The 16,408-nt window shown below is 63.0% G+C and carries 16 protein-coding genes; 11 read left to right on the plus strand and 5 right to left on the minus strand.

Translation table 11 applies throughout. The features are described 5' to 3' along the window. From AC1RQG_RS24300 to AC1RQG_RS24325, 6 genes are all read left to right on the plus strand, one after another. On the plus strand, nt 1-338 hold a 338-nt coding region (locus AC1RQG_RS24300), incomplete at its 5' end, for a hypothetical protein (RefSeq protein ID WP_493135388.1). Between the two features lie 525 nt (nt 339-863). Next, entirely contained in the window at nt 864-2,441 is a 1,578-nt protein-coding gene (locus AC1RQG_RS24305) for a phage tail sheath family protein (protein ID WP_493135390.1), read from the plus strand. Between the two features lie 83 nt (nt 2,442-2,524). Continuing rightward, nucleotides 2,525-2,776 (plus strand): hypothetical protein, encoded by a 252-nt coding sequence (locus AC1RQG_RS24310; protein ID WP_493135392.1) that lies wholly within the window; start codon nt 2,525-2,527, stop codon nt 2,774-2,776. A 371-nt stretch (nt 2,777-3,147) separates the two neighbouring features. Further along, the gene (locus AC1RQG_RS24315) at nt 3,148-3,636 is read left to right on the plus strand and encodes a hypothetical protein (protein WP_493135394.1); all 489 of its coding nucleotides are present in this window, start codon (nt 3,148-3,150) and stop codon (nt 3,634-3,636) included. A 103-nt stretch (nt 3,637-3,739) separates the two neighbouring features. Then, a complete protein-coding gene (locus AC1RQG_RS24320) occupies nt 3,740-4,306 on the plus strand; it encodes a dihydrofolate reductase family protein (protein ID WP_493135396.1) in 567 nt (188 codons plus the stop codon). Between the two features lie 223 nt (nt 4,307-4,529). After that, nucleotides 4,530-5,153, plus strand: coding sequence for a glutathione S-transferase family protein (locus AC1RQG_RS24325; RefSeq protein WP_493135399.1), 624 nt, complete (start codon nt 4,530-4,532; stop codon nt 5,151-5,153). Here AC1RQG_RS24325 and AC1RQG_RS24330 read toward each other — a convergent pair. The 4 genes from AC1RQG_RS24330 to AC1RQG_RS24345 all read right to left on the minus strand — a co-directional run bounded on the left by AC1RQG_RS24330 (nt 5,129) and on the right by AC1RQG_RS24345 (nt 8,583). Further along, nucleotides 5,129-5,932 (minus strand): DUF2182 domain-containing protein, encoded by an 804-nt coding sequence (locus AC1RQG_RS24330; RefSeq protein ID WP_493135400.1) that lies wholly within the window; start codon nt 5,930-5,932, stop codon nt 5,129-5,131. The two genes, AC1RQG_RS24325 and AC1RQG_RS24330, sit on opposite strands and share 25 nt — an antisense overlap. Nucleotides 5,933-5,945: 13 nt before the next feature. Next, on the minus strand, nt 5,946-6,578 hold the full coding sequence (locus AC1RQG_RS24335) for a DUF1326 domain-containing protein (protein WP_493135402.1): 633 nt from the start codon (nt 6,576-6,578) through the stop codon (nt 5,946-5,948). Between the two features lie 95 nt (nt 6,579-6,673). Then, the gene (locus tag AC1RQG_RS24340) at nt 6,674-7,633 is read right to left on the minus strand and encodes a D-2-hydroxyacid dehydrogenase (RefSeq protein ID WP_493135404.1); all 960 of its coding nucleotides are present in this window, start codon (nt 7,631-7,633) and stop codon (nt 6,674-6,676) included. Beyond that, complete coding sequence (locus tag AC1RQG_RS24345; protein ID WP_493135406.1) at nt 7,630-8,583, minus strand: LysR family transcriptional regulator; 954 nt, start codon at nt 8,581-8,583, stop codon at nt 7,630-7,632. Before AC1RQG_RS24345 ends, AC1RQG_RS24340 begins: the two co-directional genes overlap by 4 nt. A gap of 168 nt (nt 8,584-8,751) precedes the next feature. Between AC1RQG_RS24345 and AC1RQG_RS24350 the strand changes: the two genes are divergently transcribed. From AC1RQG_RS24350 to AC1RQG_RS24370, 5 genes are all read left to right on the plus strand, one after another. Continuing rightward, nucleotides 8,752-8,931 (plus strand): hypothetical protein, encoded by a 180-nt coding sequence (locus AC1RQG_RS24350; protein ID WP_493135408.1) that lies wholly within the window; start codon nt 8,752-8,754, stop codon nt 8,929-8,931. After that, complete coding sequence (locus AC1RQG_RS24355; RefSeq protein ID WP_493135410.1) at nt 8,928-9,776, plus strand: alpha/beta hydrolase; 849 nt, start codon at nt 8,928-8,930, stop codon at nt 9,774-9,776. The genes AC1RQG_RS24350 and AC1RQG_RS24355 overlap by 4 nt, the downstream gene beginning before the upstream one ends. Before the next feature lie 146 nt (nt 9,777-9,922). Beyond that, a complete protein-coding gene (locus tag AC1RQG_RS24360) occupies nt 9,923-11,179 on the plus strand; it encodes an efflux RND transporter periplasmic adaptor subunit (RefSeq protein ID WP_493135412.1) in 1,257 nt (418 codons plus the stop codon). Between the two features lie 6 nt (nt 11,180-11,185). Then, complete coding sequence (locus tag AC1RQG_RS24365) at nt 11,186-14,368, plus strand: efflux RND transporter permease subunit (protein ID WP_493135414.1); 3,183 nt, start codon at nt 11,186-11,188, stop codon at nt 14,366-14,368. Between the two features lies 1 nt (nt 14,369). Further along, nucleotides 14,370-15,866, plus strand: a complete 1,497-nt coding sequence (locus AC1RQG_RS24370) for an efflux transporter outer membrane subunit (protein WP_493135416.1) — start codon at nt 14,370-14,372, stop codon at nt 15,864-15,866. Nucleotides 15,867-15,951: 85 nt separating this feature from the next. Here the strand turns inward: AC1RQG_RS24370 and AC1RQG_RS24375 are convergent, their stop codons facing one another. Next, nucleotides 15,952-16,230 carry a hypothetical protein gene (locus AC1RQG_RS24375; protein WP_493135418.1) on the minus strand — a complete coding sequence of 93 codons (279 nt, stop codon included), beginning with the start codon at nt 16,228-16,230 and terminating at the stop codon, nt 15,952-15,954. Nucleotides 16,231-16,408: the final 178 nt, after the last annotated feature.

Here is a 16,408-nt window from a genome sequence, read left to right on the forward strand (position 1 = left end):
GGATTCTGGAACCTATGAAATGGCGTTACCCGACATGGTACCCGATGTCAATTTCCACTGGAAACGGCATAGAGCCCTTGAATCTCTACCCATTCGTGTATGCGAGTTCGGGAAACTGGAATGCGCCGGTGTTTTACCTGGACAATGCTGTCAGTATCCCGCTCACCATCATCCAGTGGGTCGTCCTCGCATTCGTGGCCAGCATCTTTTTACGCAAGTTGCCACAGGGAAAAGTTTTTCCTGCTGTGCTGATTCTATTTCTGATGGATGGTATCGCCACATCCGCCATCTTATCCCTCGCCGGTATTGAACTGATGTGGGCGGCAGGGCATACCTGACCGATGGCATAAAACAATTTCACGAGAATTTGGTGCAGCTGGGATTCCTTCAAAGGTAGTATCTGATACGCATCGCATCGTCATCAACTTGGAGACGATTTCCCATTCCGCCAACCGTAACGGGCCAAGCCGGCCTGCCGTTGGAAAGATAATTCAATAAAAATATTGCAAAAAATATAATTTAATCGATGGAAAATAATAGCCCAAGCATTTTAATTTCATTCCTTCCTCTAATATTGATGTCGCTACTTATGGCGATACCTGCGCACCTTTTGGCGAAGGAAAAGGGGCGTAATGTGACAAAGTGGACAATTTTGGCGTTGATTCCGATAGTAAATTTCGCCTGTATCTGGTTCTTCATTGGCGCATCGAATCTGAAGCTTGAGAAAAAGATTGACGATTTGGCTCGTCTCTTGAATTCAAAGTCTGAAAACCCGTAATTAGCCGCCCTTACGTCAGCTCGCCGGGTTCGGCCAGCAGCAGCCTCTCAATTTTGAAATTGAAATCCATTCGATAGGACGAACGATGGCATCCTTCGCGACACCTGGGGTTTATATCAATGAAATCAATGCGTTTCCTAACTCCGTAGTTCCCATTGCGACAGCGGTGCCGGCCTTTATAGGATACACGCCCAAGGCGGAGTACAAAGGACTTTCGTGCTATGACAGACCGCAGAAGATCCGTTCGTTCGAGGAATTTCAGATGCTCTTCTTGCTTGACAATCCGCCGCCACCGGCCGACCCTGCCAGGCAATATAGCCCCGAATATTATTTAGTTCCACAGAATGAAATGCCGGCCTCCGGCGATTATCTTATTATTGATGGACAGTATTACTCGATCCTGCCCGATCCAAATACGATTTATTATTTATATAACAGCGTCCGTCTGTTTTATCAGAACGGCGGCGGCGACGCCTATATCGTCGCAGTAGGTCCGATGGGTGCGGCCAGCAAGAAGCCCATGACCGACCCCAGCGCAACTGTGGTTAATCCGAATGTCAAGCTGGCCGACCTGCAGCGCGGCCTGACCGCGCTCAAAGTCGAGCAGGAGCCGACCATGTATATCTGCCCGGAAGCGACTTTGCTGTCGGTCGCCGACAATCGCACTTTGATGCAAGGTATGTTATTGCAGGCGGAAGAATTGCAAACCGTGGTTTGCCTGTTCGACATCATCGGCGGTGCCAATCCCGACCCCACCCTGTACGTCAAGGATATCCAGACCTTCCGCGATAGCACCGGAAACAGCGGCCTGAAGTACGGCGTCAGTTACTACCCCTTCATCGGCACCTCTATCATGCAGCCTGCCGACATCGACTTTACCAATCTGTTTGGGGGCGACACCAAACAACTGGGTTCACTGCTGAACCCGCCATCGGCGTCCAATCCCGATGCGGCCACGATCCTGAGCGCGATTCAGACGCCGCCGGCCAAGCCCTTGTCGAACAGCCAGCTCCAGGCGGCCTTGCTGAATGCCAGCCCGACTTATGCCCAGATCGTGCAGCATGTGCTGAGTACGGTCAATGTCCTGCCACCCAGCGGCGGTATCGCCGGCGTCTATGTCGTCAACGACCAGTTGAATGGTGTGTGGAACGCTCCAGCGAATGTCGGCATCGTTGGCGCCAGCAGTCTGCCCATCCGATTATCTGATGCGCAGCAGGGTAACCTGAACATTGACGCGGTGTCGGGTAAGTCGGTCAATGCGATCCGTTTCTTTAATGGGCAAGGGATATTGATCTGGGGCGCGCGTACACTCGACGGCAACAGCCAGGACTGGCGCTATGTGTCGGTGCGCCGCACCGTGACCTTCCTCGAGCAGTCGATCAAACTGGCGGCGCGCGCGTATGTGTTTGAGCCGAACACGGCCAACACATGGTCCGCTGTGAAGAGCATGATCTGCAGCTTCTTGACGGACGTTTGGAAGCAGGGCGGCCTGCAGGGCGCCTCGCCGGCGGACGCGTTCCAGGTCAGCGTCGGGCTCGGCACCACCATGACGGCTGACGATTTGCTCGACGGGTACATGAGGGTTACAGTGCAGGTGGCTGTCGTCAGGCCGGCTGAATTCATAGAGATTTCTTTCGAGCAGGAACAAGCCAAATCCGGCTAAGTTCAAGGCGGAATTGGCGCGGTGGTGCCTGCATTCGGCCAATACCCTCTACTTCTCTCTGAACCGTACATGGGAAAATGATCATGAAAAAACATTTCACGTTATTGGTGGCTGGGACGATGTTGATCAATGGTGGTGCGTCTGCCGCCGGCTGCATTAAAGGTGCCGCAGCTGGTGCCGTTGTAGGCCACGTTGCTGGCCACCATGCTGTTGCAGGGGCAGTAGCTGGTTGCTTAGTTGGACGCCATTTAGCCAAGGAGAAGGCAAAACAGGAGAAAGAAGCAGCGCAGGCAAAGAAAGCGCAACAGACTCCTCAATCGGCTCCTGCGAAATAGGAAAAATGCATGGTCGCGCCGATAGGGCTATTCCGCAGGCGCAAGCCGACTGTCGCCTCACACAGCAATCGAACCGCTCATTCGCCCACGGTTGCGTGACGACTAAGGCATCGGGTCAGCGCAGCGGGGGCAGCTCCGGTAATGTGCCAATTTGCAGATTGCTGAAACTGAACCGAGGATCCGGAACTAACCCGGTACCCCTGACACCGAGACTCCTTGCTCCATGATAGCAACCGGAAGGCGGCACCTTTTTCGCAACCGAAAGAATGTGGCGCCCCTGTTTTCTTCCGCAGCGTAGTATCTGAAACGCATGACACCGTCATCAGCTTGGACACGATTTCCCATTTCCCCAACCGTATGGAGATTCATCGATGGGCTACGACCGGAATTACACGCGAGAAGAAATTCACCAGATCTTGTGCCTCAGTGAGCGTCGCCAGCGTCCTACCGGCATTTACCACGGACATCCAATTAGCCGGCACACCGAACAGCGCGATGATCCATTTGACCGGCGCAACATCAAGCAGGACTCCACCTTCGCTGGCCGCAAAGACCAGATCCTGGCCATCCAGGAAGCATTGCACCATCCCGACGGCCAGGCCGAACTGGCCAAGCTGAACAATCATGGCGTGGACAGTTGCAAGATCAATATTCAACTGACTGCCCAGCAAGGAAAAATCAAGGCCAATGTCGTGCGTAGCCCTGTGGTCAGGATCGGACATAACAACGTGATAGCGCAGGGGCCACAGCAATACCTGCAAATGGTGGCGGTCACCTCTGTCTTTGTATTGATCGACAAGGTGCTGCCTGCGCCGTCCTGGGCGCCGCTGCATATTCAGACCGCTTTCCCTGGCGTCTGAAGCTGCCTATCGTTCGCCATCACTACTGTTCCGCGCTTTCCGTGGCCGGGGAGCGCGGCGGATGCTTTCCATTCAGTGCCTGCGCCTAGGGGGGGGCAAAATCATGAAAGCCCAATATTACGCGGCGACTAGTCTCGACGGATTTATCGCCACTTTGGATGACTCCCTGGACTGGTTGTTTTCCTTGGGGAGTCTCGAGGATGCGGGATTCTCAAGCTTTATCAGTGAAGTCGGCGCTCTGGCGATGGGCTCAGCGACCTACGAATGGATGTTACGACACGCTGATAAGGTGCAAGCCGAAACTGGCTCGTCGTGGCCGTACACTCAGCCAACATGGGTATTCTCGTCGCGACTGTTGCCAACAGTGCAGGGGGCAGTTATCCAGTTCGCGAGTGGAAACGTGCAGGATATCTTTCCTGAGATGCGGCAGACCGCAGCAAATAAAAACTTATGGATCGTCGGCGGAGGTCAACTCGCAGCGCAATTTTATGATGCCGGGTTGCTGGATGAGCTCATTGTTCAGATAGGTTCCGTCACGTTGGGGGAGGGAAAGCCCCTTTTGCCGCGCCAGTTGCTGAGCCCACAATTGCGTTTGCAAGCGGCCCGGTTTATTGGACCCGGCATGGCCGAGTTACGGTATGAAGTGTGTCGCGAGCGTTCTGTTCGCTAACCTGGCAGCGGCTAATTGCGCGACGTCGTGCTCAAAGCAATGGACGCGGATCAACGGTTAGTCAATTGGTCCGTGTCGTCAAGGTAGGCTGCGCTGCCTCGCCCAAAGGACGGGGGGCTACACGTCCGTCGGCATTCGATTATCATTGTTGGCGATTTCAAATTTCTGATTTTCCGCCACCCAGGGCGCGGCCCTTCCGCGCCAATAATCACAGGACAATACGATGCCCCAGCTCAAACTGACTTATTTCGATTTCCACGGCGGCCGCGGCGAGCCGGCGCGTCTGGCGCTGCACATCGGCGGCATTCCATTCGAAGACCACCGCTTCGCCTTCCCCGAATTCGCCGAGTTGCGCAAGGCGACGCCGTTCGGCCAGGTGCCCACGCTGCACGTGGATGGCACGCTGGTGACGCAATGCGACGCCATCCTGCGCTACGCCGGCAAGCTGGCCGGCCTGTATCCGACCGACCCATACCAGGCCTTGCTGTGCGACGAGGTGGCCTATGTGGTGGAAGACGCCAACGTCAAACTGAGCCCGACCTTCCGCATGACGGGTGAGGAGCAGAAGGCGGCGCGCCTGGCGCTGGTCAACGGCCCCATGCCCGTCTACCTGCGCTGGCTGGAAGCGCAATTGCTGGCGCACGGCGGCGAGTACTTCGCCGACAACCGCCTCACCGTGGCCGACCTGAAGGTGTTCGTCGATATTCGCAACCTCAATTCGGGTCGACTCGATCACGTGCCGGCGGACCTGGTGCAAAGCGTGGCCCCTGCGCTGAACGCTCACATGCAGCGCATCGCCAACACGCCGGCCATCCAGGCGTACTACGCGAAGTTCGACGCCAAATAAGGCGACAGCAGCGTCGCCAGTCCCCAGGCGATGAAGACGACACCGGTGGCGCGACTGATCCAGTGGCCCGGCGGTGTCAGTTTTTCCACCAGCACGTAGACGGCCAGTCCGGCGATCCAGGCCAGGTTCATCACGCCGCCCACGAACAGCAGCAGCATCAGCGCCCAGCAACAGCCGACGCAGTAGGCGCCGTGCCGCACGCCCATGCGGAACGCGCCCGCGCCGCCGCCGCGCCAGTGGGCCAGCACAAAATCGAGCGGCGACTGGCAGTGGGCGAGACAGGCCGATTTGACGGGCGTCCATTGATAGACGCCGGCAGCGATGAGCGTGGCGCCGGCCAGCACGATGCTTGTGCTTTCCATCATGGGCGACAGCAAGGCGGCCCGCTCCAGCACATACTGCAACGCGACGGCCGCCACGCTGAACGCGCTCCACATGGCCACGTAGCCCAATCCGAACAGCGACACCAGCCACGCCGGACCGGCTGCGCGCGCGGCGCCGCCTTGCTTGCGCGCGATGGTCGCATAGAGCAGCAGCATCGGCAGCGCGCTGGGCAGCATCATGGCCACCATCATCACGATCCACATGACCAGCATGACCAGCGCGTGCGCCAGCGTCCACGGGCCGGAACTCATGGGCATGAGCATGCCGTCCATGTCCTCCATCGTGCCCGCGCCCGCGAGCAGATACGCCCACGCGAGCGCGCTCACGAGCGCGACGGCCAGCACCGGCAGCGCCCGTTCGTGGTGCAGCACGCGCGCCAGGATCGCCGCGCCCATGGCTGGCGCTACCTCAGCCCAGCACGCCCGCCGGGCTCTGGATCACATGGGCCAGCGTGCTGTGGCTGCCTTTGGTGACGAAAGGCACGGCGCCCATGCTGTCGATGTTGGCCGAGGCGATCTGTCCTTCGCGGTGCTCGAAGCCGTCGGGCAGCACCACGGCGCCACGGAACGGCGCGCCCGTCACCGGGTTTTTGATCGGCTCCACGTCCGTCGTCAGCACGCCGGGGATGACCACGCGCGCCTGGCGTTCGCGCAGGTCGAATTCGAAGCGGAACGGGGCGAACACGGGGGCGTGCATCCTGGTCACGATCAGGCTGAAGATGTGGAACAGTGTGCCTTCCTGCGAGTTCTGGCCCGACAGGATGGCGAACAGGGCTTCGCGCTGTTCGGCCGTGGCGCGTTCGTCGATGATCGGCTGGGCCTCGCCGTTGCCTTCATGGAGCGCGCCGGGGAAGTGCACCGTCACGCAGAACGACAGGCCGTCGAGCCGTGTCTGTTCAAAATAGCCGGAAGTGATATGCATGGCGACCAGGCCCTTGCAATATCCTTCAGTGGGTCTTGCGTTAAAGTCGCATGGGCATCCATACGCGCAGTTGCAGTTCTTTACCCAGTCGCCCTCCAGGCGCCAGTCTGCGGTTGCCATGATCGCCTCCCCGAATGTCGTGCACGCGATAGCGCTGCATCCTTCACTCTAGGCCGCGGCGCCGCAAAGACAAGCGGATTCTGGGGCGGGCCCGCTCACGCCACCACGTTGCGCGGCGCGCCCGCCGCCCATGCTTCGATGTTGTCGATCAGTTGATCGGCCAGCACCTGCATGGCCTGGCCGCTGGCCCAGGCCGTGTGCGGGGTGAGGATGAAGTTGGGCAGGCGTAGCTGCAGCAGCACGTTGTCGTCCGGCGGCGGCTCCTGCGTCAGCACGTCGAAGCCGGCGCCGGCGATCACGTGGTTGTGCAGCGCGTCGGCCAACGCCTGCTCGTGCACCAGGCCGCCGCGCGCGGTGTTGATCAGCAGCGCGCTGCGCTTCATGCGGGCCAGTTCCGGCGCGCCTATCATGTGGCGCGTCTGCTCGGTCAGCGGCAGGTGCAGGCTGATCACGTCCGACGTTTCCAGCAGCTCGTCCCAGCCAACCTGGCGCACGGCGGGATCGTCCACGGGCGAGCGCGTGTGCACGCACACCTCCATGCCGAACGCGCGCGCCAGCGCGGCCACCGATTTGCCCAGCGCGCCATAACCGACCAGCCCGAGGCGGCTGCCGGCCAGGTCGGCGATCGGATGATCGAGCAGGCAGAAGCGGCCTGCCTGCTGCCAGCGGCCCGCCTCCACGTCGGCGCGGTAGGCGATCAGGTTGCGGCGCAGCGCCAGGATCAGCGCGAACGTGTGTTCGGGCAGCGTGTGCACGGCGTAGTTGCGGATGTTGGAGACGACGATGCCCCGTTCGCGGCAGGCCGTCAGGTCCAGGATGTCGGTGCCGGTGGCCGCCACGGCGATCAGCTTCAGGTCCGGCAGGCGGGCCAGGTCGGCCGCCCGCAGCGGCACCTTATTGGTGATGGCGATGGTGGCGTCGCGCAGCCGTTCCACCACGTCGGCGTGCGACGTGGCCGGATACTGGTTCCAGTGGTGGGGGAACGCCGGCAGGCGCACGCTGGCGATCAGGCTTTCGCGGTCGAGGAAGACGATGCGGTGCGGGGCACTGTTCATAGTGCGGACTCCAGGGTGGGGGTGGCGGGGCGCAAGGTTTTGGGCAGGCGCATGCCGGGATGTTGGGCGAACAGTTCGGCCACCCATTCGACGAACACGCGCACCTTGGCCGACAGGTGGCGGTTCTGCGGGTAGACCACGTGGATGGGGATAGGCGCCGAGGTCCAGTCGGGCAGCAGCAGTTCCAGCTTGCCCTCGGCGATCAGCGGTTCCAGCACGAAGCGCACGGTCTGGATGATGCCCAGCCCGGCCAGCCCCGCGCTCAGGTAGGCGTTGGCGTCGTTGACGGCGATCGAGCCGGGCAGCATGGTTTGCACCAGCTCGTCGCCGCGCGCGAAGTCCCATTCGAAGATCTTGCCGGTGCGTGAGGAGAAGTAGTTGACGCAAAGGTGGCGCGTCAGCTCGTTCGGGTGTTGCGGCCGCCCGTAGCGCTCGAGATAGGATGGCGCCGCGCAGGTGAGAAAGTGCAGGAAGCCGACCCGCCGCGCGATCAGGTTGGAGTCGGTCAGCGCGCCGCCGCGCACGCAGCAGTCCACGCCTTCCTCGATCAGGTCCACGGTGCGGTCGCTGCTGCCCAGTTCCAGCTGGATGTCGGGATAGCGCGCGAAGAAGTCGGGCAGGGCGGGCACCAGCACTTCGCTGGCCAGGCCGGTGGGCGCGTCCACGCGCAGCCGGCCGCTGGGGCTCAGGCGCGTGCGCGACAGCGATTCCTCCGCTTCGCGCACGTCCGACAGGATGCGCAGACAACGTTCATAATAGGCCGCGCCGTCGGCCGTCACCGTCACCTGGCGCGTGGTCCGGTGCAGCAGCTTGACCTTCAGGGCCGCTTCCAGCGACTGGATCAGGGTCGAGACGGTGGCCTTGGGCAGTTGCATGTTGTCGGCCGCGCGCGTGAAGCCGCCGGCGTCCACCACCTGCACAAACACTTCCATCGCTTGTAGTTTATTCATCTTCTCATCTCATTGTTCGGATTAATGAACAATCAATTCGACTTTGCGGTATTTATCTAATTGTAGTTGAAGTTTAAGATTGCCGTACTGCAGCATGAAAACCAGCCCGGGCGGGCCGGACGCGGGCAGTTAGGGAGGGAACACATCATGGCATATCGGACTGAAATCATGGCAACGATAGGAATCGCGCTCAGCGCGGCCGCGCTGGCGGCCATCGTCTCCACCGATACGTACGCGCTGGCGGCCCAGACCGAGGCGAGCGGCGTCCATGCCCTGACCGAACAATGGCAGGCCAGCGACGACCAGTTGGCCTGCGCCGACGACGCGCTGCGGATGGTCCACCAATGAACGCGGTGCTGTCCGACCAGCTCAAGAGCCGCAACCTGGACGTGCGCGGCGTGGACGGCATGCTGCCCGCGCGCCTGTACAGCTACGGCCCCGCCGGCACCAAGCGCGACGCGCTGATCGTGTTCTTCCACGGCGGCGGTTTCGTGACGGGCGGGCTGGAGGACAGCGACATGTTCCTGCGGCACCTGGTGAACGACAATCCCGAGCAGCTGGTGCTGGCGGCCAGTTACACGCTGGCGCCGGTGCGCCCGTTCCCGGCCGCCGTGGAGGACGCGCACGCCATCCTGAACTGGGCGCGCAAGAACAAGACCAAGCTGGGTTGGACCGGCAAGCAGCTGATCGTGGGCGGCATCGAGGCGGGCGCCAACCTGGCCGCCGTGAGCGCGCTGATGGCGCGCGACCGGGGCGGCCCGCCGCTGGCCGGCCAGTTGCTGATCATGCCCATGCTGGACCCCGGCCTGAGCACCGGCTCGATGCGCTGCAACAGCGCGGCGGCCGACATGGTGGACGTGGCCGACGCCTGCGCGGCCGGCTACCGCGGCTATCTGCCCAACGCGGCCGACCGCACGCACCCGTACGCGTCGCCGCTGCAATCGAGTCGTTTGAAGAATTTGCCGCCGGCACTGATCCTGTCGGCCGAGGACGATCCGCTGCGTGACGAAGCGGAATTGTATGGCGCCAAGCTGATCGCCTGTGGCGTGAAGACCACCGTCAGCCGGCTGCCGCCGGCGCCCCTGCACGAATCGGGGGCGCGTAACGAATGCGCGTGCAAAGTCCACGCGCTGGGAGAAATCGCCAGCTTCATCGCTGGCCTGGACCGGACCGAGACGCCGCCAGCCGCATAAGGGATTCCCCACCATCTTAGCAAGACTAGCTTGACGCTCCGCGCTGGCCCGCCACCGGAGCGGTAGTACCGTGTTTTCTCGAATTTTGTCCGAGTCGCCCGGTTCCGCCATATCTATTAAAGATTTTCATAGAAAAAGGAAATAACATGAAAAACGCGAAACAATTGACCGCTGTAGCCCGGCCCCTGGTCGCCGCTATGGCACTGGCGGGGCTGGCCGCGATCGGTCTGACAGGGTGCGATGAAGCAACCGGCAAGCCGGCCGAGGCGCCGGCTGCCGGCGGCCCGCCCATTTCCGCCGCCGTGGTGGTGCAGAAAGCCGTCACGGAGACCCAGGAGTTTTCGGGTCGGCTGGAGGCGGTGGAGCGGGTCGAGATCCGCTCGCGCGTGAGCGGCTTCATCACCGACGTCAATTTCAAGCCGGGCAGCGAAGTCAAAAAGGGCGACGTGCTGTTCGTGATCGACCCGCGTCCGTACCAGGCCGAGAAGGACCGCGCCGAGGCGGCCGCCAGTTCGGCCCGCGCCAAGGCCGACCTGGCCAAGCTGGAACTGGTGCGCGCCGAGAAGCTGCTGGCCGATAAGGCCATCGCCCAGCGCGAGTACGACGAGAAGGCTTCCGGCTTCAAGGAACTGGACGCCAACGCGCGCGCCGCGCAAGCCCAGTACGAGGCGGCCAAGCTCAATCTGAGCTACACCCAGGTGCACGCGCCCATCAACGGCCGCGTGAGCAAGGCGGAAATCACGCTCGGTAATCTGGTGGACGCCTCCGCCGTGCTGACCTCCGTGGTCTCGACCGACCGCATCTACGCCAGCTTCGACGGCGACGAGGACACCTTCCTGCGCGTGGGCGCCATGTCGCACAAGGGCCAGACGGTGACGGTGAAAGTCGGCCTGGCCAACGAGAGCGGCTTCCCGCACGAGGGCAAGCTGGAATTCGTCGACAACCAGCTCGATCCGCAAACGGGCAGCGTGCGTATGCGCGCCACCTTCGCCAACGCCGACCGCACGCTGGTGCCGGGCCTGTTCGCCCGCGTCCAGCTGGACGGTGGCGCCGGCGGCAACGGCGGCCCGTCGCAGGCCATCCTGATCAACGAGCGCGCTGTGGGCACGGACCAGAACCGCAAGTTCGTGTTCGTGGTGGGCGCCGACAGCAAGGCCGAATACCGTCCCGTCAAGCTGGGCCAGGCCGTGGACGGCATGCGCGTGGTGCGCGAAGGGCTGAAGCCGGGCGAGAAGATCATCGTCAACGGGCTGCAGCGCGTGCATCCGGGCGCGCCCGTCACGGCCCAGGTGGTGGCGATGGACTTCGACCCGCTGGCCGCCAACGTGGCCAAGACGGAAGCGAAAAAAGCAGACAAGGTAGCCGCCGTCAGCACCGGCGACGCTGCCACCAAGAAGGAATAAGAGACCATGAACATATCGCGTTTTTTCGTCGACAAGCCCATCTTCGCCGGTGTGCTGTCGATCATCATCTTCGTCGCGGGTGTGATCGCCATCTTCAAGCTGCCGATCTCGGAATACCCGGACGTGGTGCCGCCTTCGGTGGTGGTGCGGGCCCAGTACCCGGGCGCCAACCCGAAGATCATCGCTGAGACGGTGGCCGCGCCGCTGGAGGAGCAGATCAACGGCGTCGAGAACATGCTCTACATGTCGTCGCAGAACACCTCTGACGGCGCGCTGGCGCTGACCGTCACGTTCAAGATCGGCACCAACGTGGAGCAGGCCGAGACGGCCGTGCAGAACCGCGTGCAGCGCGCCTTGCCGCGCCTGCCCGAGGAGGTGCGCCAGATCGGCGTGACGACCGTCAAGTCGTCGCCCAACCTGACCATGGTGGTCCACCTGCAGTCGCCCAACGGCCGCTACGACGACCTGTACCTGCGCAACTACGCGGTGCTGAACATCAAGGACCAGCTGGCGCGCCTGCCCGGCATGGGCGAGGTGTCGCTGTTCGGTTCGGGCGACTACGCCATGCGCATCTGGCTCGACCCGCAGAAAGTGGCCGCGCGCGGCCTGACGGCGGGCGACGTGGTGGCCGCCATCCGCGAACAGAACGTGCAGGTGGCCGCCGGTGTGATCGGCGCCGGCCCCACCAAGAACGCGGACTTCCAGCTGACCGTCAATACCCAGGGCCGGCTGCAAAGCGAGGAGGAATTCGGCAACATCATCATCAAGACCAATGCCGACGGCGCCGTCACCCAGTTGAAGGACGTGGCCCGCATGGAGCTCGGCTCCAATTCCTACGCGCTGCGCTCGCTGCTGAACAATAATTCGGCGGTGGCCATCCCCATTTTCGAGGCACCGAACGCGAACGCGCTGCAGCTGTCGCACGACGTGCGCGAAACCATGGCCCGTCTGTCGAAAGATTTCCCGGAAGGCGTCACGTACAGCGTTGTATATGACCCGACCCAATTCGTGCGCGAATCGATCCGTGCCGTCATCCACACCCTGGTCGAAGCCGTGATCCTGGTGGCGCTGGTGGTGATCGTGTTCCTGCAAACCTGGCGCGCCTCGGTGATCCCGCTGCTGGCCGTGCCCGTGTCCATCATCGGCACCTTCGCCGTGATGCTGGCCTTCGGCTTCTCGATCAATACGCTGTCGCTGTTCGGGCTGGTGCTGGCCATCGGTATCGTGGTCGATGACGCCATCGTGGTGGTGGAGAACGTGGAGCGCAACATTGCCAACGGCCTGTCGCCGCACGACGCCACCATCCAGGCCATGAAGGAGGTCAGTGGCCCCATCATCGCCATCGCGCTGGTGCTGTGCGCCGTGTTCGTGCCGATCGCCTTCGTGTCCGGCCTGTCGGGCCAGTTCTACAAGCAGTTCGCGCTGACCATCGCCATCTCGACCGTGATCTCGGCATTCAGCTCGCTGACGCTGGCGCCGGCCCTGGCCGCCTCGTTGCTGAAACCGCACGACGCGCCCAAGGACAAGCTGACCCGTGTGATGGACGCCGTGTTCGGCCGCTTCTTCGCCTGGTTCAACGGCTTCTTCCACCGCACTTCGGATAGCTACCAGACCGGCGTGACGGCCATCCTCAAGCGCAAAGGCGGTTCGTTGATCGTGTACGCCGTGCTGGCCGTGGCCGCCGGCTTCATGTTCAAGCTGGTGCCGCCGGGCTTCGTGCCGGCCCAGGACAAGCAGTACCTGATCGGCTTCGCGCAACTGCCGGACGCCGCCTCGCTCGACCGCACCGACGCCGTGATCCGCAAGATGTCGGACATCGCCAAGGACGTGCCGGGCGTGGAAGCATCGGTCGCTTTCCCTGGCCTGTCGATCAACGGCTTCACCAACGCGCCGAACGCCGGCATCGTGTTCACGCCGTTGAAACCGTTCGAGGAGCGCACCAAGCCAAGCGAATCGGCGCAAGCCATCGCCGCCGAGATCAACAAGCGCATGGGCGCGATCGAAGGCGCGTTCGTGATGGTGCTGCCGCCGCCGCCCGTCAACGGCCTGGGCACCACGGGTGGCTTCAAGCTGATGCTGGAAGACCGCGACAACCTCGGTTACGATGAGCTGAACAAGGCCGTGCAGGCGGTGCAGATGAAGGCCTGGCAGAATCCCAAGCTGGCCGGCGTGTTCTCGAGCTACCAGATCAACGTGCCGCAACTGTTCGCGGACGTGGACCGGGTCAAGGCCAAGCAGATGGGCGTGCCGCTGCAGACCATCTACCAGACCTTGCAGATCAACCTCGGCTCGCTGTACGTGAACGACTTCAACCAGTTCGGCCGTACCTACCAGGTGCGGGTGCAGGCGGACGCCAAGTTCCGTTCGCACGCGGAGGACATCGCCCAGCTCAAGGTCCGCAACGACAAGGGCGAGATGATCCCGCTGTCGTCGCTGATGCGCGTCAAGGACAGCTATGGCCCGGACCGCGTGCAGCGCTACAACGGCTACGTGTCGGCCGAGATCAACGGCGGTCCCGCGCCTGGCGTGTCGTCCGGCGAAGCGCAGGCCGAGATGACGAAGATCGTCAACGAAGTGCTGCCGAAAGGGATTCACTACGAGTGGACCGAGCTGGTGTACCAGGACATCCTGTCCGGTAACACGATGATCTATGTGTTCCCGCTGTGCGTGCTGCTGGTGTTCCTGGTGCTGGCCGCCCAGTACGAAAGCTGGACCCTGCCGCTGGCCGTGATCCTGATCGTGCCCATGTCCATCCTGTGCGCGCTGCTGGGGGTGAAGCTGACCCACGGCGACAACAACGTGTTCACCCAGATCGCGCTGTTCGTGCTGGTGGGACTGGCGTCGAAGAACGCGATCCTGATCGTGGAATTCGCCCGCGAGCTCGAACACCATGGCCGCACCATCGTGCAGGCCGCGCTGGAAGCATGCCGTCTGCGTCTGCGTCCGATTTTGATGACGTCGATCGCCTTCATCATGGGTGTGGTGCCGCTGGTGTTCTCGCACGGCGCCGGCGCCGAGATGCGGCACGCGATGGGCGTGGCGGTGTTCGCCGGCATGCTGGGCGTGACCTTCTTCGGCCTGTTCCTGACGCCCGTGTTCTACGTCCTGCTGCGCATGCTGGCCGTGCGCCTGGAGAAAAAACCCGCCACGGCCGCAGTCGCCGTCGCGAATATGGAAGGAAGCCATTGATATGAAACCGAATCTGATCGCCAGGGGCGTGGCCCCGCTGGTGGCGGCGCTGTTGCTGACCGCCTGCGCCGCGCCCGAGTTCAAGCAGCCGCACATGGACGTGCCGGCTGCGTTCAAGGAAAGCCAAACCCCGGCTGCGACTGAAGTACGCACGGCGGCCGACGGCAGCACCTGGAAGCTGGGCCAGCCGGCCGAGCGCCAGCCGCGCGGCGAATGGTGGCTGGCCTTCCACGACCCGGCCCTGAATGAGCTGATCGCGGAAGCGACCAAGGCCAACGCCAACCTGGAAGTGGCGGCGGCCCGCGTCAAGCAGGCGCGCGCCATCGCCGGCATCGCCGAGGCGGACCGCATCCCGCAAGTGGGCGTGAACGTGGGCGCCCAGCGCAACCGGGCCTCGGCCCTGTCGCTGGGCCTGCCGACCGGCACCCCGGTGGCGCCGGGCACGGCCTACTCGGCCAACCTGACGGCCAGCTACGAGGTGGACCTGTTCGGCCGCGTGTCGGCCAACGTGAGCGCGGCCCGCAACGACGCCGCCTCCGTGGAAGCCATGTACCGCTCGGTGCTGCTGGCCGTGCAGGCCGACGTGGCGCAGACCTACTTCCGGCTGCGCGCCACGGACGCCGAGCTGGAGACGCTGAACCGCACCGTCAGCCTGCGCGAGGAGAGCGTGAAGGTCAACCAGCGCCGCTTCGACCTGGGCGACATCGGCGAATTCGACCTGTCGCGCGCCAAGACGGAACTGTCGACGGCCCGTGCCGAGGCCATCGGCCTGCAGCGCCAGCGGGTGACGACCGAGCATGCGCTGGCCGTCCTGCTGGGCAAACCGGCGGCCAGTTTCACGGCCGCCGCCAGCCCGCTGCTCGATTCGACGCTGCTGCCGGTGATCCCGGCCGGCCTGCCATCGACGCTGCTGGAGCGCCGGCCCGACATCGCCGCCGCCCAGCGCAACATGGAGGCAGCCAACGCCCGCATCGGCGTGGCCCGTTCCGCCATGTTCCCGGCGCTGACCATCAGCGCCAATGGCGGCGGCGCGGCCGGCACCTTCGCCGACGTGTTTAAGTGGAGCAGCCGTTCGTGGATGCTGGGCGCGCTGATGTCGATGCCGTTGATCGACGGTGGCCGCAACAGCGCCAACATCACGCGCAGCGAGGCGGCCTTGCAGGAATCGGTGGGCAGCTACCGCCAGAGCGTGCTGACCGCGTTCGCCGAGGTGGAGGACAACCTGGCCGGGCTGCGCATCCTGTCGGGGCAGACGGCGCAGATCGACGACGCCGTGGTATCGGCGCGGCGCTCGGCCGATCTGGCGCAGAAGCTGTACACGGCCGGCCGTTCCAGCTACCTGGACCTGCTGGACGCGCAGCGCAACCTGGCCACGGTCGAACGTAACGCCGTGCAATTGCGTGGCAATCAGGCCGTGACGACGGTGGCGCTGATCCGCTCGCTGGGCGGCGGCTGGGACGGCGCCGAGCCGGCCGTGGCCATGCAGGCATCCAACTAAGCCCTAAAATAAAACCGGGGTCAGGTCATGCGATTGCGCAACTTGCGCGATCGCATGACCTGACCCCGGTTTTGCTTTTGATTACTTACTTGGAGGCGGCTGGCGTGGATGCGGCTGGTGCTTCGGTCTTCGAGGCTGCCTTGTGGGCTTTGGCCTTCTTGGCTTTCTTGTGGGTCTTCACCGGGGCGGCTTTTTCTTCCGTCTTGGCGCTGGCGCTGGCGGCAGGCGTGGCGGGCGTCGCAGGCTTGGCTTCCGATTTCACGGCGGCAGGCGTGCTGGCCGTGGTGGCGCTGGCGGCGGGAGCTTGTGCGAATGCGGCGGTGGCGAACAGGCCGGCGATCAGGGTAGCGATAATCTTGGTCATGATGTCATCCTTCAGGTGGTTTATACAGCCGGGACAATTCCCGTGTCAGTGAGCAAGAAACGGCGTGCCCCCTGATGCAGTTGACGGCTTTTACATTCGCTTACAAGCACGTGCGATTGCTTACAAATCGCGCGCCGTGTGCGCTGGCGTACCATCGGCGGGCGACGGGCGCGCTATC

It is taken from the genome of Rugamonas sp. GW822-FHT03B10, assembly GCF_058801745.1.

Excerpts from the sequence above, each read along its gene's own strand:
- AC1RQG_RS24305 (WP_493135390.1), top strand. The coding sequence starts at position 864 with ATGGCATCCTTCGCGACACCTGGGGTTTATATCAATGAAATCAATGCG.
- AC1RQG_RS24310 (WP_493135392.1), top strand. The coding sequence starts at position 2,525 with ATGAAAAAACATTTCACGTTATTGGTGGCTGGGACGATGTTGATCAAT.
- AC1RQG_RS24315 (WP_493135394.1), top strand. The coding sequence starts at position 3,148 with ATGGGCTACGACCGGAATTACACGCGAGAAGAAATTCACCAGATCTTG.
- AC1RQG_RS24320 (WP_493135396.1), top strand. The coding sequence starts at position 3,740 with ATGAAAGCCCAATATTACGCGGCGACTAGTCTCGACGGATTTATCGCC.
- AC1RQG_RS24325 (WP_493135399.1), top strand. The coding sequence starts at position 4,530 with ATGCCCCAGCTCAAACTGACTTATTTCGATTTCCACGGCGGCCGCGGC.
- AC1RQG_RS24330 (WP_493135400.1), bottom strand. The coding sequence starts at position 5,932 with ATGGGCGCGGCGATCCTGGCGCGCGTGCTGCACCACGAACGGGCGCTG.
- AC1RQG_RS24335 (WP_493135402.1), bottom strand. The coding sequence starts at position 6,578 with ATGGCAACCGCAGACTGGCGCCTGGAGGGCGACTGGGTAAAGAACTGC.
- AC1RQG_RS24340 (WP_493135404.1), bottom strand. The coding sequence starts at position 7,633 with ATGAACAGTGCCCCGCACCGCATCGTCTTCCTCGACCGCGAAAGCCTG.
- AC1RQG_RS24345 (WP_493135406.1), bottom strand. The coding sequence starts at position 8,583 with ATGAATAAACTACAAGCGATGGAAGTGTTTGTGCAGGTGGTGGACGCC.
- AC1RQG_RS24350 (WP_493135408.1), top strand. The coding sequence starts at position 8,752 with ATGGCAACGATAGGAATCGCGCTCAGCGCGGCCGCGCTGGCGGCCATC.
- AC1RQG_RS24355 (WP_493135410.1), top strand. The coding sequence starts at position 8,928 with ATGAACGCGGTGCTGTCCGACCAGCTCAAGAGCCGCAACCTGGACGTG.
- AC1RQG_RS24360 (WP_493135412.1), top strand. The coding sequence starts at position 9,923 with ATGAAAAACGCGAAACAATTGACCGCTGTAGCCCGGCCCCTGGTCGCC.
- AC1RQG_RS24365 (WP_493135414.1), top strand. The coding sequence starts at position 11,186 with ATGAACATATCGCGTTTTTTCGTCGACAAGCCCATCTTCGCCGGTGTG.
- AC1RQG_RS24370 (WP_493135416.1), top strand. The coding sequence starts at position 14,370 with ATGAAACCGAATCTGATCGCCAGGGGCGTGGCCCCGCTGGTGGCGGCG.
- AC1RQG_RS24375 (WP_493135418.1), bottom strand. The coding sequence starts at position 16,230 with ATGACCAAGATTATCGCTACCCTGATCGCCGGCCTGTTCGCCACCGCC.